The 14,109-nt window shown below is 45.0% G+C and carries 16 protein-coding genes; 11 read left to right on the top strand and 5 right to left on the bottom strand.

Translation table 11 applies throughout. The features are described 5' to 3' along the window. The first annotated feature begins 5 nt into the window (after window positions 1-5). Window positions 6-239, top strand: a complete 234-nt coding sequence (locus tag QUA44_RS08045) for a hypothetical protein (protein WP_333249754.1) — start codon at window positions 6-8, stop codon at window positions 237-239. Between the two features lie 27 nt (window positions 240-266). Here the strand turns inward: QUA44_RS08045 and QUA44_RS08040 are convergent, their stop codons facing one another. Next, a complete protein-coding gene (locus tag QUA44_RS08040; RefSeq protein WP_333249753.1) occupies window positions 267-542 on the bottom strand; it encodes a hypothetical protein in 276 nt (91 codons plus the stop codon). Between the two features lie 69 nt (window positions 543-611). On the opposite strand from QUA44_RS08040, the gene QUA44_RS08035 reads away from it, so the two are divergent. Beyond that, the gene (locus QUA44_RS08035; RefSeq protein ID WP_333249751.1) at window positions 612-1,253 is read left to right on the top strand and encodes a restriction endonuclease subunit R; all 642 of its coding nucleotides are present in this window, start codon (window positions 612-614) and stop codon (window positions 1,251-1,253) included. 186 nt (window positions 1,254-1,439) lie between these two features. Here QUA44_RS08035 and QUA44_RS08030 read toward each other — a convergent pair whose 3' ends face one another. The 3 genes from QUA44_RS08030 to QUA44_RS08020 all read right to left on the bottom strand — a co-directional run bounded on the left by QUA44_RS08030 (window position 1,440) and on the right by QUA44_RS08020 (window position 3,799). Next, window positions 1,440-1,775 carry a ribulose bisphosphate carboxylase small subunit gene (locus tag QUA44_RS08030; protein ID WP_333249749.1) on the bottom strand — a complete coding sequence of 112 codons (336 nt, stop codon included), beginning with the start codon at window positions 1,773-1,775 and terminating at the stop codon, window positions 1,440-1,442. A gap of 45 nt (window positions 1,776-1,820) precedes the next feature. Continuing rightward, the gene (gene rcbX / locus QUA44_RS08025) at window positions 1,821-2,231 is read right to left on the bottom strand and encodes a RuBisCO chaperone RbcX (protein WP_333249747.1); all 411 of its coding nucleotides are present in this window, start codon (window positions 2,229-2,231) and stop codon (window positions 1,821-1,823) included. 137 nt (window positions 2,232-2,368) lie between these two features. Continuing rightward, window positions 2,369-3,799, bottom strand: coding sequence for a form I ribulose bisphosphate carboxylase large subunit (locus tag QUA44_RS08020; RefSeq protein ID WP_106332410.1), 1,431 nt, complete (start codon window positions 3,797-3,799; stop codon window positions 2,369-2,371). Window positions 3,800-4,584: 785 nt separating this feature from the next. On the opposite strand from QUA44_RS08020, the gene QUA44_RS08015 reads away from it, so the two are divergent. The 6 genes from QUA44_RS08015 (at window position 4,585) to panB (ending at window position 9,843) form a co-directional block, all read left to right on the top strand. Next, window positions 4,585-6,345 carry a serine/threonine-protein kinase gene (locus QUA44_RS08015; RefSeq protein WP_333249745.1) on the top strand — a complete coding sequence of 587 codons (1,761 nt, stop codon included), beginning with the start codon at window positions 4,585-4,587 and terminating at the stop codon, window positions 6,343-6,345. Between the two features lie 64 nt (window positions 6,346-6,409). After that, entirely contained in the window at window positions 6,410-6,844 is a 435-nt protein-coding gene (locus QUA44_RS08010; RefSeq protein WP_333309619.1) for a hypothetical protein, read from the top strand. A gap of 101 nt (window positions 6,845-6,945) precedes the next feature. Then, window positions 6,946-7,743 (top strand): hypothetical protein, encoded by a 798-nt coding sequence (locus QUA44_RS08005; RefSeq protein WP_333309616.1) that lies wholly within the window; start codon window positions 6,946-6,948, stop codon window positions 7,741-7,743. Between the two features lie 57 nt (window positions 7,744-7,800). Next, entirely contained in the window at window positions 7,801-8,283 is a 483-nt protein-coding gene (locus tag QUA44_RS08000) for a hypothetical protein (protein WP_333249740.1), read from the top strand. Window positions 8,284-8,436: 153 nt separating this feature from the next. Beyond that, the gene (locus tag QUA44_RS07995; protein WP_333249738.1) at window positions 8,437-8,853 is read left to right on the top strand and encodes an aspartyl protease family protein; all 417 of its coding nucleotides are present in this window, start codon (window positions 8,437-8,439) and stop codon (window positions 8,851-8,853) included. Between the two features lie 213 nt (window positions 8,854-9,066). Further along, on the top strand, window positions 9,067-9,843 hold the full coding sequence (gene panB / locus QUA44_RS07990) for a 3-methyl-2-oxobutanoate hydroxymethyltransferase (protein ID WP_333249736.1): 777 nt from the start codon (window positions 9,067-9,069) through the stop codon (window positions 9,841-9,843). A 61-nt stretch (window positions 9,844-9,904) separates the two neighbouring features. On the opposite strand, the gene tatA is transcribed toward panB, so the two are convergent. Next, window positions 9,905-10,102 carry a twin-arginine translocase TatA/TatE family subunit gene (gene tatA / locus QUA44_RS07985; protein ID WP_333249735.1) on the bottom strand — a complete coding sequence of 66 codons (198 nt, stop codon included), beginning with the start codon at window positions 10,100-10,102 and terminating at the stop codon, window positions 9,905-9,907. Between the two features lie 130 nt (window positions 10,103-10,232). Here tatA and QUA44_RS07980 point away from each other — a divergent pair, with 130 nt between their 5' ends. The 3 genes from QUA44_RS07980 (at window position 10,233) to devC (ending at window position 14,016) form a co-directional block, all read left to right on the top strand. Then, complete coding sequence (locus QUA44_RS07980) at window positions 10,233-10,970, top strand: phycocyanobilin:ferredoxin oxidoreductase (RefSeq protein WP_333249733.1); 738 nt, start codon at window positions 10,233-10,235, stop codon at window positions 10,968-10,970. A 71-nt stretch (window positions 10,971-11,041) separates the two neighbouring features. Then, on the top strand, window positions 11,042-12,685 hold the full coding sequence (locus QUA44_RS07975; protein WP_333249731.1) for an HlyD family efflux transporter periplasmic adaptor subunit: 1,644 nt from the start codon (window positions 11,042-11,044) through the stop codon (window positions 12,683-12,685). A gap of 170 nt (window positions 12,686-12,855) precedes the next feature. After that, window positions 12,856-14,016, top strand: coding sequence for an ABC transporter permease DevC (devC, locus tag QUA44_RS07970; RefSeq protein ID WP_333249729.1), 1,161 nt, complete (start codon window positions 12,856-12,858; stop codon window positions 14,014-14,016). Window positions 14,017-14,109: the final 93 nt, after the last annotated feature.

Genomic DNA, 14,109 nt, shown 5'->3' with positions numbered 1-14,109 from the left:
CAACCATGCAACGAATTAGCGAAATAGATGTATTTGGTTTAGAAAGACCTTCTCTCTCAGAAGCAGAAAGAAAAAGGCTGCGCCGGGAAAGATGGCAGCAAGAGAAAGAGGAGGGGTATCAAAAGTTAGCTGAACTGTGTTATTTAGGTGAATATGACATGGCCAAGCAAATGGCAAATAAACATTATAATTGGGGATACGAAATTGTTGACTGTATTGTGATGGAGAGAATAGATTAAAATAGATTAAATGGTGAATGTGCAACTTTACTGAAAAAGCTTTAGGAGTTGCCAAAAATCTAATTCACGGTATTTTATCCAAAATTTAGCAACATCACTTTGTTTGAGTAGCTGGAGAGAGTTGTCATAGTAACCTTTATTCTCAATCTCAGTCATAAACATTTCCCACTCAGCCTCGAAAAAGGGAACTTGTTGAAGTTTCTCTGCTCTAATGATTTCTGCTTGCTGAATCTCTAAGGCATTTCCTACTAATTCAGGAAGTTTTAAACTGATAGATAATTCTCGTGCTTCTTTCGGGGTCATGGATTTTGCTACTCGATCACCGCAATCTCTATGTTAAAATTATAGCTAAAACTTAAATAACTATCAAACATGACAACAACTATTAACGCCAAAAATATAACGCTCGGTGAAGTCAGTCAATTTTTGAAATTCCAAGAGCAGCTTAATAATGACACGTACACAAATTTTTTATCCTTAGAATCCTTAACAGAGATAGAACAGTTAGAACTCGCCCAAATCCGCAACGATTTTCGCGAATACCTCTTAGTGGAAAAAGTCTCTGAAGGGCTGGTACAAGCTCTAGCTACTTTTCCTTTAATGCGATTGGCTGGCTTTTATCGATCGCCTTTAAAGATGAGTCTGGAAGAAAATATTGCTAATATTACTATAGAAGATGAAGACACAACGATTACAGGTCGATTTGACATCTTAGCAATCAATAAAGAAAAACAAATCGCCGCTGATATAGGATTTTGGATTTTAGTAATAGAATCTAAAAACAGTCTAATTGCTCCGCGTGCTGGTTTGCCCCAACTGCTAACTTATGCTTATAAAAGTTTAGAATATCAGGAGTCTGTCTGGGGAATGGCAACCAGCGGAGAGTTTTATCAGTTCGTTAATATCCGTCGCGGCAATCCGCCCACCTATCAGTTAATGCCCTTTCTGACTTTGATGGAACCCGAATCTTCAGTTGTGTTGCTGCAAGTTTTGAAAGCTATTTGTAAACTCTAGCAATCCAATCTTCAACCCGCCTCCGCGGGTTTTGTTTGTATAGACGCGGTTTCAACCGCCGAGTCTTCAACTGTATAGATGCGGTTTCAACCGCCGAGTCTTCTGCATAAAAAAAAATGAAGCAGGGAGAATTCCCTACCTCAATTTTTAGCTAACTTTTTCTCTAAAAAATAGAGCTGTTAAAACTTAGTAGCCTCTGGTGTTTGGCTTGTGCACGATGAAGCTCAGCACTTGGCATTGCTTCACGTTGTCAAAACCCATGACGCGGATGTAAGACTGAGAATTTTCTTGGCGGCAAGCTTGAATTTCACTCATGATTTCTTGGACGCTGCGAGCACCAAACAAAGGCAATTTCCACAAAGTCCAGTAGCGCATTTCAGGGGCAGAGGTTTCGTTGAATTCTACGCCGGGAATGTAGCCTTGATCCAGGATGTATTGCAGTTGCTTGGCAATTTGGGCGTCTGTCAGCGGGGGCAAATAGGACAGAGTTTCGTAACGACGCTCTTTAGGTAAAGTCTTCATTTTTTGTATCTCTAAGGTGTGTGTTCGATCGCACTTGTCGATCGATTAACTCGACAAATTATCTAGATTCGGTTCAGAATCTATTGATGCTTCAGGATGACTGCTAGAAACAGACCAATTAAGCTGCGTAATTCGCTCCAAATGCTGGCGTCTGTGTTCCATATTCGACTGTTGAATGCCAGTAAAAACCATTTCTGGCAAAAATTCCGTCACATCGTGAGCCAGATATTCTCGCACAGTCATGATCCGAAATCCTAAATCTTGATTTTCCCTCAGCAGCTCGTGAATGTAAGCTTCTCCATCTTGGATTTTGCCCTTCGTGGAAAAGTCATTCAACCAGATTGCCTGAGCAGGATTGGTTTCGCTCAACTGAGCGACCACAATCCGCACGGATTGATAGGTTAGGTAACTTGCCAGCACCTTAGCGGTGTCTTTCGCAACTTGTTTGAGATCCATTTTTGACCCCAGCTCCCTCAAATTTTAGATTTTGGATTTTAGATTTTGGATGCAAACTTACAAGTAAATCTTCTTCAAAGATAAAGACTTCCCAGCAAGTTTGCGACCTAAAACCTAAAATCTCAAACCCAAAATCATCAAACGGTATCCATTGCCTCGAACTCAAACTTGATTTCTTTCCAGAGTTCGCAAGCAACAGCCAATTCAGGGCTCCACTTACAAGCTTCGCGAATAATGTCTCCGCCTTCGCGCATCAAGTTGCGGCCTTCGTTACGAGCTTGGACGCAAGCTTCCAAAGCAACGCGGTTAGCTGTTGCACCAGGTGCGTTACCCCAAGGGTGTCCCAAGGTGCCGCCGCCGAACTGCAAGCAGGAGTCGTCGCCGAAGATTTCAACCAAGGCTGGCATATGCCAGATGTGGATACCACCGGAAGCTACTGGCATGACACCAGGCATGGAGGCCCAATCTTGGGTAAAGTAAATACCGCGGCTGCGGTCTTCTTCGATGTGGTCTTCGCGCATCAAGTCTACGAAGCCCATCGTGATGCCTTTTTCGCCTTCGAGTTTGCCCACAACTGTACCGGAGTGCAGGTGGTCGCCGCCGGACATCCGCAAGCACTTGGCAAGCACGCGGAAGTGGATACCGTGGTTTTTTTGACGATCGATCACAGCGTGCATAGCGCGGTGAATGTGCAGCAAAATACCGTTTTTGCGGCACCATTTGGCCAAGCTGGTGTTTGCAGTGAAACCACCGGTTAGGTAGTCGTGCATGATGATCGGGGTTTTGATTTCTTTGGCGAACTCAGCCCGTTCCATCATTTCTTCAAAGGTAGGGGCGGTTACGTTGAGGTAGTGGCCCTTGACTTCGCCGGTTTCTGCTTGGGATTTTTCAATAGCTTCTTGAACGAACAGGAAGCGATCGCGCCAGCGCATGAACGGTTGCGAGTTGATGTTTTCGTCGTCTTTGGTGAAGTCCAAACCGCCGCGTAGAACTTCGTAAACGGCACGGCCGTAGTTCTTAGCAGACAGACCCAATTTGGGCTTAATTGTACAACCCAGTAAAGGACGGCCATACTTGTTCAATTTGTCCCGCTCAACGGTAATACCGTGAGGAGGGCCTTGGAAGGTTTTCAGGTAAGCAATGGGAACCCGCAAGTCTTCCAACCGCAGGGCGCGCAGAGCTTTGAAACCGAATACGTTACCGACCAAAGAGGTCAGCAAGTTGGTGACGGAACCTTCTTCAAACAAATCCAAAGGATAGGCGATGAAGCAGATGTATTGGTTGTCTTCACCAGGAACTGGTTCGATGTCGTAGCAGCGACCTTTGTAGCGGTCGAGGTCGGTCAGGAGGTCAGTCCAAACAGTTGTCCATGTACCAGTGGAAGATTCGGCGGCCACAGCAGCTCCAGCTTCTTCTGGGGGAACTCCCGGCTGAGGTGTGACGCGGAATGCTGCCAAAATATCTGTATCTTTCGGCGTGTAGTCCGGCGTGTAATACGTTAGTTTATAGTCTTGAACTCCGGCTTTATACCCAGCCTTTGATTGAGTTTGGGTTTGCGCGTAAGCCATATCTCGCTTCCTAGTATTCGCTTAATTTTTTTGCCCGATCGCAGGCTGTTAAAAATATATCAATAAACTGGTGCTCTAAAATTTTAATATTCTTTTAATCCTCATAAGTATTGTTTATTTTACTTTACATTAGGCAATGTTTTGTAACATATCTTATAAAATGCAAGCGGCGAAGGATGCAGGGGGAAAGGCTAGGGATCGCAGAGGGGGCGGGGAAGTTCGATCGCGCGAAAGATATTTTGCAGCAAGCCAAACAACCGATAAATAAGGTTTATGTAAAGAATTTGATCCTGGAAAATCAGAATTGGTAATTGGGAATGGGAAATTGGGAATTGGGAAATTGGGAATTAGTTATAAATACTTAGATTTCGTGGTTGTAGTTGAAATCGATCTCAACTGCAATTCAGTCTGCAATCCAAAATCTCAAATCCAAAATCTCAAATCTCGTGGGGGGCGAGAAACCCGGTTTCTACGAAAAATTTACGTTTATTAACGAGAAATCTACAAAGAAACCGGGTTTCTGAAGTCGCAAGTGCGATCGGCAAGTAATCCAGCAATTCTTCAATTCTTCAATCCAAAATCTAAAATCTAAAATCGACTGACTGACCACCAAGTCAAAAATCCGCACCATAGCACATAATATGGACAGGGACTTGTGCAGCAACCTGGTGTATAAACCAACGCAAATCCGTCGTTACAGCAATTAAACCTCGCTTAAAACCGGGTTTCTGGGTTAGCTGCACGTAAGTCTAGTATGGATATTTAGCCCCATTTCTACTCTGGTTGTGCCCCATCCCCCTTCAAAAGCCGTCCACTGCATCAATCCAGATTGCCCAAGGCCTTACCCTCAGACTTGGGGCAACAATTTTTGTCAGAATTGTGGGACTCCGCTGCGGCTAAAAAATCGCTACGTTCCTTTAGAAGTTCTCGGTTCCGGGGGTTTTGCAGCCATATACACGGTTTGGGACACAGAAACTCAAACCGATCGCGTCCTGAAAGTGTTGCTCGAAACTGCCCCGAAAGCCCTGAAACTATTCGAGCAAGAAGCTTGGGTTTTGGCACGTTTGCGGCACTCAGGTGTCCCTAGAGTCGAGCCGGACGGTTATTTTCACGTCAAAACTCAAAATTTTTCAGGCGGGGATAGAAATGTCACAGCGAGGCACTTGCCTTGTTTGGTCATGGAAAAGATTCACGGCAAAACTTTAGAAGCAATTCTCGAAGAACACTCTCAGGGGTGTCCGCAGGAATGGGTGTTTAGTTGGCTGAGTCAAGCTGTGGATATTTTAGAGGAGTTGCACAGGTGTCAGATTATTCACCGCGACATTAAACCGAGCAATTTGATGCTGCGAGACGCGGAATCGCCACAAATTTTGCTGAGCAAGGGTTTGGGCGGACTGCAATTGGTGGCGATCGACTTTGGGGGAGTTAAACAGATGGGCGGTGGCGCACCGGTGGGGAAAGATTCTCCGAGCTCGACGCGGTTGATTTCGCCCGGATACAGTCCCCCGGAACAAATTGTGGGAGGCGGTGTGGTACCGGCGACGGATTTTTATGCCCTGGGGCGGACTTGCATTCATTTGCTGACGGGGAAGTATCCCGCTGAAATTGAAGATCCGATGACGGGAGAGTTGCGGTGGCGACATATTGTGTCTGTAAGTCCGGCTTTTGCGAATTTGTTGGATGATATGGTGCGATCGAATGTGCAGCAGCGTCCGGCTGCGGCTGGGGATGTTCGATCGCGCTTGCAGGAGATTTATGCTAGGAGTAAGGGCAAAATTGCGATTGCCCCAGCCGGTCAAGCTGTTTTGGAATTCTGCCGACAAATAGTGGTAGCGGGGGCGCAAAAAACGGCAAATTTGACGGTTTTACTGTTCGGCGCGATCGCCCAAATCGTGGTAGCTTCTCTCGATACGGGCTGGGAAATGGTGCTCGGCGGGGTTGGTGGAAGTGCGGGGGCGATCGGCGGTTTGGTTTTGAGTTATGCTTCGCCTATTGGCCAGGAAGTTGCCAGTTTTCTGAATCAAGGTTTGCAGCAATTAATTCCTAACTTGACTTTCGCTGTCGGGCCGGAAGTGCTGCTGTTTGGGTTTGCAGGGTTCGGAACTGCGATCGGTTTGACGGATGCGGGGAGTTTTCGCCAGCAAAAACAGTATTGGCTGTCTGGATTGATGGGAGCTCAGGGTTATTTGTTGGCTGGTTTGTGCTGGATGGAAGCAACAGCTTCTAGTGGTGTGCAGGGGGTGATCTTGGGGGCTTTTGCGATCGGCACTTTAACGATCGGAATGGGTTTGCGGAGTCACCAATTAGTTCATGCTTTGGTAGTGGCTGTTTGTTCTACGGGACTGTTTTTGTTTTTGAATGTTTTGAACATTTTTCCGGGGAGTTTTTTAGGGATTTTGTCGCTGTCGTCTGGTGCTTCCTTCGGCTGGTTGCAGGTTTGGGGCTCGGTTGTGTTTTTTGGTTTGTTGGGAAGTGCGATCGGGCTTTGTTTGGGAGTCAGTCATTATTTAGTTGTGCCCGTGCTCAGGTGGTTGGGATGGCGGTAGAAATTAACACCAAATCACTATGCTAATCGAGTCGTTATCAATTAAGTCTGTCTCAAGATTTTTAATGGTTGGTGCTCTGGCGCTGGCCCTTATTCTCGGTGGGGCCAATTTAGCCAAAGCCGAATCGCGCGATCAAACCGTAGATAGATTAACCGATTTATTGTTCTACAGGGTTAATCCTGGACTCAACAATCGCAAACTGCAAGCGGGCGATCGCAACTATATAAATGAATGGCAGAGATTACGCGCAGCAATATATCCGCGAGTTAAGCCCGCACAAGAAGTCTGCTATAGTCCCGGCCCAGGAGATATAGGATGGGAATTCACAGTAATTAACGGCGAGACATACGAGCAAATCTACGATCGCCTTGCAGATATAATTTTTTATAGTCGTCATCCTCAAACGACAGGACAGCAAATTAGTATAGGTGATAAAGCCCGCAGCAATCAATGGTTAGCAATTCGACGCGAAATGTATATTTCCAATTGTGGACTGTGAGACTCGATCGCCTGACGCCACAGCATCTATCGAAGATAACTCCTAGAGTAGAGGTCATCTTTACACAACTCTGTAAAAAGAAAGGTTTTTAACCGATGAGTATGAAAAATTGGATATGCGATCGCACTCTTGTTACAACCAGAATTATTGCAGCCTTGCTTGGACTAATCGCCATGGGATATACAAGTTTTGCCAGTGCTGCCCCACAGCAACAAAATCCCAGCAAAAATAGTGCAAACATCGATACAGCCAGTCAAAAAAAATCCCTTAATAATCCTGAAAAAAATTCAACAATCGTTGCTTTAAGTGAAGAAGTTCAAGTTAGCCTTGAAAATTCTGTAAATTCCCCTAAAAAAATACCTCTTCAACAAGGTATGCCATACAAAGACGCGCGTCAAATCCTAATTCAACAAGGGTGGCAGCCCAGCTTACAAGGTCAACCTAACCTCAGAGATCGTTCGGTTAAAGAGCTATTTGATTTAGGATATAAAGAGATTAAGGATTGTTCTGGTACAGGAGAGGGGCCTTGTCGTTTTGAGTTTATCAATCAACAAGAAGAACTGCTAGTTATAGTCGCTACGACAAGAGGTTCTGAAAATACAAAACGTTTTGTGAGGAATTGGTGGATGGAGAAAAAGACAGATAGCCATCAACACAAATCGTCATCAAACATAATTCAAGAAGGTCGTTATTGGTTGGGAGGTACAGATCAGGGTTTAGAGGTCAAGGGAAAACAATATCGATATTATGACGAGTCTAATATCGATCGACCGTGGCAACCTCTCTCTGTGTTACAATATATCAAAAAAGGCGTTGTGTTTGATGGAAAAAATTATTGGTGCTTATCTACGTTCGCACCCAAAAGGGGAGGAATTTCTTGTTCTAAAAATGGATGGTAAAATAAGATTTATTACCAGCTATATCGGGGCAATTGACAATTTTTATTAGGTTTAATCGTGCTAATTAAATCACTTTCAATTAAGTCAAGATTGAAGTTTTTAGGGGTGTGTGCGTTAATAGCCCTTGTACTCGGTGGTTCCAATCTAGACAGTGCTACAGCGCGCGATTATGAATCACGAACTCAAACTGTGGATAGGTTTACGGATTGGTTTTTTTATAGAGTGAATCCTCAATTAGGAGATCGCAAATTGCGATCTGACGATTCTTCTGCCTACATCCGCGAATGGAATGCTATTCGTACTACAGTCGATCGAGAAATGATTACTACACAAGGAGATTGCGTCGGTGATGCTTTCTGGGACTTCGATTATCGTTCTCATGGGCGATCGCTCGTTAGCGGAGCCCTCGAAGAGGATCGGATTGCAGATACAATTTGGGATATCCGCGATCCATCGGGTGACAAAACTCGTGCAGATGTTTCTAAACAAGAATGGCAGAAGCTTCGTAATTCAATAATTAGAGAGCATTTTTGCTATTAATGTGCAAGATTTCTCAATCCAATTTAAACAATAAATAACAACATCGCTCTCAGTTACAAATATTGTTAAAATATAGAATATGCACCCTGAATTGTATATAATTTCGCCAAAAAGCAACGCAAACATTCTCTAGCAAAACAAAAGAATAAAATAATGGGCAGAGTCACCGCAACAATAACCGTCACCAATCACATCGATGAAATTCTGGGAGAAAGAGGGTTCATCCCCGCAGAGCAAATTCGCTCTATCACCATCGATAACGTCTTAGTCGATACAGGCGCAACTCGACTCTGCTTACCAGCAGATATTATCAGTCAGTTGGGTTTGCCAATGCTAGGTGAAATCGACGGACATACGGCAATAGGAACCAGAAAATTTCGTCTGTTCAAAGATGTCACTCTTGCCGTAGCTGGACGAGAAGGCAGGTATGATTGTGTAGAAATTCCCGCAGGAGAAGAACCTTTACTCGGCTTAATTCCCCTCGAAGATTTGGGTTTAGAACCAGATTTGAAAAATCAGCGGTTGATTGTTTTGCCCGCAGAGGGAAGCCAAAGTTATATTCGCGTGTAAAATTCCTATGGTTTTTGCCATAAATACACTGCCCATTGTCTTTTAACATGAGAGGGGGGCGGGTTTACTATATACTTAGTTTTAAACATAGATGGTTGGTAAAACCCGCCCCTACATCGCGCAAATTGTACAGCGCAAATTATACAAGGACGAATCAACCGGATTTGATATCATTAGTAATATCCAGAAATAATATTATATTTTTGCACTAAAATGTCAGTCACTACTCATCAATTAATTCAATGGAAACAACAAGGGCGGTCAATTGTTGCCCTGACAGCTTATGATTATGCGATCGCCCAACTCATCGATCAAGCAGGCGTAGATATCATCCTAGTCGGCGATTCCTTCGCAATGACAGTCTTAGGCTACGAGACAACACTGCCCCTCACCCTCGATGAAATGCTGCACCACGCTAAAGCTGTGCGCCGTGGTGTTAAACAAGCATTAATTGTTGTAGATTTGCCGTTTTTGACTTATCAAGAAAGTCCCCAGCAAGCCATGCACTCGGCCGGGAGAGTTTTGAAAGAAACGGGCGCTCAAGCTGTAAAATTGGAAGGCGGATATCCAGCAATGGCTGCCACTGTTTCGCAGCTAACATCCGCCGGAATTCCAGTTATGGGGCACGTCGGTTTAACTCCGCAGTCGGTACACCAACTCGGCTACAAAAAACAAGGAAAAACAGCCCAAGCAGCCGATCGCATCATAGCAGAGTCGATCGCACTTCAAGAAGCCGGTGTTTTTGCGATCGTCTTAGAACACATTCCCGCAGACTTAGCCGCTCAAATTACCCAAAAATTAACTATTCCCACCATTGGTATCGGCGCCGGGCCGCACTGCGACGGCCAAGTTTTAGTTACTTCCGATTTGTTGGGACTTTCTGAAAAACAGCCGCCTTTTGCGAAAGCTTACGCCAATTTGCGAGAAACAATTACCCAAGCTGTAAAAGATTATTCCCTCGAAGTTAGAGAAGGCAACTTTCCCCAATAGGTTCTTAGTGAGGACTTTCCTCTTTAAAAATGAGGAATAAAGTCCTCACTACCAACCTAATTTACACTTTCGGCTGACCCTCTTCTTCTTTATCCTTCTCCTTATCAACAGCTTCATCATCAGATTGACTGATGCCATCCTTAAAACTACGCAAGGTTTTCCCCAAGGCATTTCCTAACTCCGGAATCTTCTTGGGGCCGAAAATTAAAATAGCGACTACCGCAACAATGCCCATTTCGGGCAATCCCAGACCAAACATACAAAATCTCCCGTAAAACTTGCTCGATCGGCAAGTCGATCTGCTGATATCCTTAAAAGTATCTACCTTTTTTCCTGCATCGTGCAACAGTAGAATCAAGTTTTATTAAGCTATCGGCCGCTAAATAGGAATGTTAGAAATATCCCAGCCTTCTCTGCGCGACCAACAGCACCATCTCATCCGCGATTTAGCAGATCGGATGGAAGCAGTATGGCATCGCTATCTCGACCTCGAACCCTACCACCTGCCCGCTGAGTTGGGATACGTAGAAGGGCGCTTGGAAGGAGAAAAACTGATCATTGAAAACCGCTGCTATCAAACGCCCCAGTTCCGCAAAATACATCTCGAACTCGCTAAAGTCGGGCCCGTGCTCGATATCCTGCACTGCGTGATGTTTCCCAGACCGAATTATGCTTTGCCGATGTTCGGTACGGATATCGTAGCAGGCAAAGGCCAAGTTAGCGCCGCGATCGCAGACCTTTCTCCCCTCAATCCAGATCGAACTTTGTCGGAAACCTACCGAACCCAACTGGAAAGTTTGCAGATCAACCAATTTTCTTGTCCCCGCCAAATTCCCGAATGGGGGGATATTTTCTCAGAATTTTGTCTGTTTGTGCGGCCAGAGTCGATGGAAGAAGAAAACAGATTTCTGGACATAGTTGAATCCTACGTGGAAATTCACTGCCAACAGGCAGTCGCTTGCCAACCAGTCTCTGCCGCCGAAGAATCCAAAATTCTCGACGCTCATATTTACTACTGCACCCAGCAGCAGCAAAACGACAAAACCCGCCGCGTACTCGAAAAAGCTTTCGGTCAAGATTGGGCCGAACATTACATGACCGAGGTGCTTTTTGATTTCCCTAAATAGCTCAAATTTGTTTACAATACTTAATAGTAGGTGGGCAAAACTTAATTAGGAAATCACCTACTTTATAAGTAATGGTAAAGGAATCACGGGTCAAGGATAAATCATTTTTAAAACCCCCAGGGCGAGGAGTCATTGGTTTAGCGATCGCCGCCACTGTCATTACCACAGGAGTGGGTTTTTGGCAAGTATCGGAAGTTAGAAAAGCCGAAGAGTTAAAGGCGGCGGCGGCAACGGCTGCTGCAACTTCCGTCGCCACCCGCAGCAGCGTTACCGCTTTGGGTAGGTTGACTCCGCAGGGGGAAGTTATCAAATTGTCGGCCCCTTCGGCGTCGGAGGGAGCCAGAATTGAACTTTTGCAGGTGGAAGAGGGCGATCGAGTCAGTCAAGGACAAATCATAGCAGTTCTCGATACGCGCGATCGGCTCCAAGCAATCCTCCAACAAGCCGACAAAGAAGTCAAAGTTAAACAAGCAGAATTAGCGAAAATTCAAGCAGGTGCAAAAACAGGCGTTGTCGGCGCCGGGAAAGCAGAAGTTGCCAAGTTTCAAGTTCAACGTCAAAGAGAAACCGAAGGCGAAGCTGCCAATGTCGCCCGCTTAGAAGCTCAACTGCGAAGAGAAACCGAAGCCGAACAAGCTAACGTCGCCAAATTCGAGTCACAACTCCAAAGAGAAACCGAAGCCGAACAAGCTAATCTTGCCAAATTTGAGGCACAACTGCAAAGAGAAACAGAGGTGCAGCAATCCAAATTGGCTAGGTTAGAAGCTCAATTGCGGGGCGAAATTGCCTCTCAAAACGCTACAGTCGATCGGCTAAAAGCCGAATTAACCAACGCCGAAGCCGAGGAACAACGCAATAAAGAACTCTCAGAAACAGGCGCCATTTCTGCTTCCGCCTACGACACCAAACGTTTAGCAGTAGAGACGGCTCGCCAGAGAGTCAAAGAAGCTCAAGCTGTATTAGAAAAAACAGTGCAAACACTGCAAGAGCAAATAGTCGAAACGAAAGCCACAATCAAACAAACAGTAGAAACAGGTAAGCAGGAAATTAATCAATCGCGAGCCAATCTCAAACGCAAGTTAGAAACAGGCAGGCAGGAAATTAACCAAGCTAGAGCCATTTTAAATCAAAAGATAGAAACAGGACGAGAACAAATCAATCAAGCCGAAGCAATACTAAAACAAAAAGCAGAAACCGGCGAAGAACAAATCAATCAAGCCAAAGCAAATCTCGACCAAATTGGTGAAGTCCGTGCCGAAGACGTGCAAGCCGCCCAAGCCGCCGTCGAAAGTGCGATCGCCACCAAACAAAAAGCCCAAGTAGACTTAAACTTAAGCTACGTCAAAGCACCCGTATCCGGCTACATCCTCAAAGTTCACAGCCGACAAGGAGAAGGTGTCAACACTCAAGACGGCATCGTAGAACTAGGCGGCACCGATCAAATGTACGCCGTAGCAGAAGTTTACGAAACCGACATCGCCAAAGTGCGAAACGGCCAGCGCGCTACCGTCAGCAGCCCCGTATTTGCAGGCACTTTAGAAGGAACAGTCGCTCGCATCGGCAAACAAATCAGCAAAAAAGATGTCCTCAATACAGACCCCGCCGCCGACACCGATGCTAGAGTTATCGAAGTGAGAATTCGCCTCGATCCGGAATCGAGCAAGAAAGTTGCAACCCTAACAAACTTGCAGGTTGAAGTCAAAATAAATATCTAAATTTTACCTTGACAGGACTTACGCATGGGGACTCAATCAACCGGGTTTTTTACCGAGATTAAGGGTTTGAATCAAATATAAGGGTAAAAAAACGATTTCTCAACACCCGTGCTTAAATCCTAAAATTATTTACTCCCAAATCCCAAATCTAAAATCTAAAATAGACTCTTATGGCCAAAATACCGCTAGCTTGGGCACAGTTAACCCGCGAAAAAATGCGCTTAGTAATCGCGCTAGCCGGCATTGGATTTGCCGACTTGCTGATGTTTATGCAGTTCGGATTTAGAGACGCGCTATTTGAAAGCTCCATCACCTTTCATGCGAAGTTAAAAGGGGATATTTTTATCACCAGCACTCAGTCAACGGCTTTAATTGCCATGAAAAGTTTTCCCCAGCGTCGCTTGTATCAAGCTTTGAGTTTTGACGGCGTTAGATCAATTAGTCCCGTATATTTAGGCTTTGGATTGTGGAAAAACCCCGACCCCAACCAGCGAAATACCCGCCAATTGATGGTAATCGGTTTTGACCCCGCTCATCCCATCTTTGATCTGCCTGAAATCCACAATAATTTGGACAAAATCAAAATTTCGGATGTGGTTTTATTTGACCAAGCTTCCCGCCCGGAGTTTGGGCCGGTAGCAGAATATTTCAAACAGGGAAAAGTTGTTGAAACTGAAGTGGACAATCGCCGCGTTAGGGTAGATGGTTTATTTACTATAGGGGCCTCTTTCGGTGCCGACGGAAATCTTGTCACCAGCGATTTGAACTTTATGCGGATTTTTTCGACGCGGAGAACAAGAGGTTTAATCGATATAGGTATTGTTCACTTGCAGCCGGGAACAGATGTTAAGGCTGTTGTTGATAAAATGAGGGCAACTTTGCCGAATGATGTGAGAATTTCTTCTAAAGAAGAGTTTGTAGATTTTGAAAAAAAATATTGGCAGGAAAGTACCTCTATCGGATTTGTTTTCACTCTCGGCGCGGCAATGGGATTTATCGTTGGGATAGTGATTGTTTATCAAATTCTTTATACTGATGTTACGGATCATTTACCCGAATACGCTACGCTCAAGGCGATGGGATATAAGGACATTTACTTTTTGGGTGTGGTGTTTCAAGAGGCTTTGATTTTGGCGATTCTTGGTTATTTGCCGGGGTTTGGGGTTTCTCTGCTGCTGTATAATTTAGGGAGAAGTGCTACGAGTTTGCCGATGTACATGACTTTGATGAAAGCTGGAACTGTTTTTGCAATGACAGTTGTCATGTGTTCTGTGTCCGGGGCGATCGCAGTTCGGAAGTTGCAGGCGGCTGACCCGGCGGATATTTTTTAAGGAAGGAACAAGGAAGTTTGACAACGATTAATGTGCAGTATTTAACGAATTTCACAGATGGATGTTGAGGGAAGAAATCTCAGAAATCCGGTT

It is taken from the genome of Microcoleus sp. N9_A2 (assembly GCF_036701775.1).
In the GTDB taxonomy this organism is placed as follows: Bacteria; Cyanobacteriota; Cyanobacteriia; order Cyanobacteriales; family Microcoleaceae; genus Microcoleus.
Note: the sequence above shows the minus strand (reverse complement) of the source record. Positions and strands in the feature narration are given on the sequence as shown.

Coding starts and splice junctions, on each gene's coding strand:
- QUA44_RS08045 (WP_333249754.1), top strand. CDS start 6: ATGCAACGAATTAGCGAAATAGATGTATTTGGTTTAGAAAGACCTTCT.
- QUA44_RS08040 (WP_333249753.1), bottom strand. CDS start 542: ATGACCCCGAAAGAAGCACGAGAATTATCTATCAGTTTAAAACTTCCT.
- QUA44_RS08035 (WP_333249751.1), top strand. CDS start 612: ATGACAACAACTATTAACGCCAAAAATATAACGCTCGGTGAAGTCAGT.
- QUA44_RS08030 (WP_333249749.1), bottom strand. CDS start 1,775: ATGAAGACTTTACCTAAAGAGCGTCGTTACGAAACTCTGTCCTATTTG.
- rcbX (WP_333249747.1), bottom strand. CDS start 2,231: ATGGATCTCAAACAAGTTGCGAAAGACACCGCTAAGGTGCTGGCAAGT.
- QUA44_RS08020 (WP_106332410.1), bottom strand. CDS start 3,799: ATGGCTTACGCGCAAACCCAAACTCAATCAAAGGCTGGGTATAAAGCC.
- QUA44_RS08010 (WP_333309619.1), top strand. CDS start 6,410: ATGGTTGGTGCTCTGGCGCTGGCCCTTATTCTCGGTGGGGCCAATTTA.
- QUA44_RS08005 (WP_333309616.1), top strand. CDS start 6,946: ATGAAAAATTGGATATGCGATCGCACTCTTGTTACAACCAGAATTATT.
- QUA44_RS07995 (WP_333249738.1), top strand. CDS start 8,437: ATGGGCAGAGTCACCGCAACAATAACCGTCACCAATCACATCGATGAA.
- panB (WP_333249736.1), top strand. CDS start 9,067: ATGTCAGTCACTACTCATCAATTAATTCAATGGAAACAACAAGGGCGG.
- tatA (WP_333249735.1), bottom strand. CDS start 10,102: ATGTTTGGTCTGGGATTGCCCGAAATGGGCATTGTTGCGGTAGTCGCT.
- QUA44_RS07980 (WP_333249733.1), top strand. CDS start 10,233: ATGTTAGAAATATCCCAGCCTTCTCTGCGCGACCAACAGCACCATCTC.
- QUA44_RS07975 (WP_333249731.1), top strand. CDS start 11,042: ATGGTAAAGGAATCACGGGTCAAGGATAAATCATTTTTAAAACCCCCA.
- devC (WP_333249729.1), top strand. CDS start 12,856: ATGGCCAAAATACCGCTAGCTTGGGCACAGTTAACCCGCGAAAAAATG.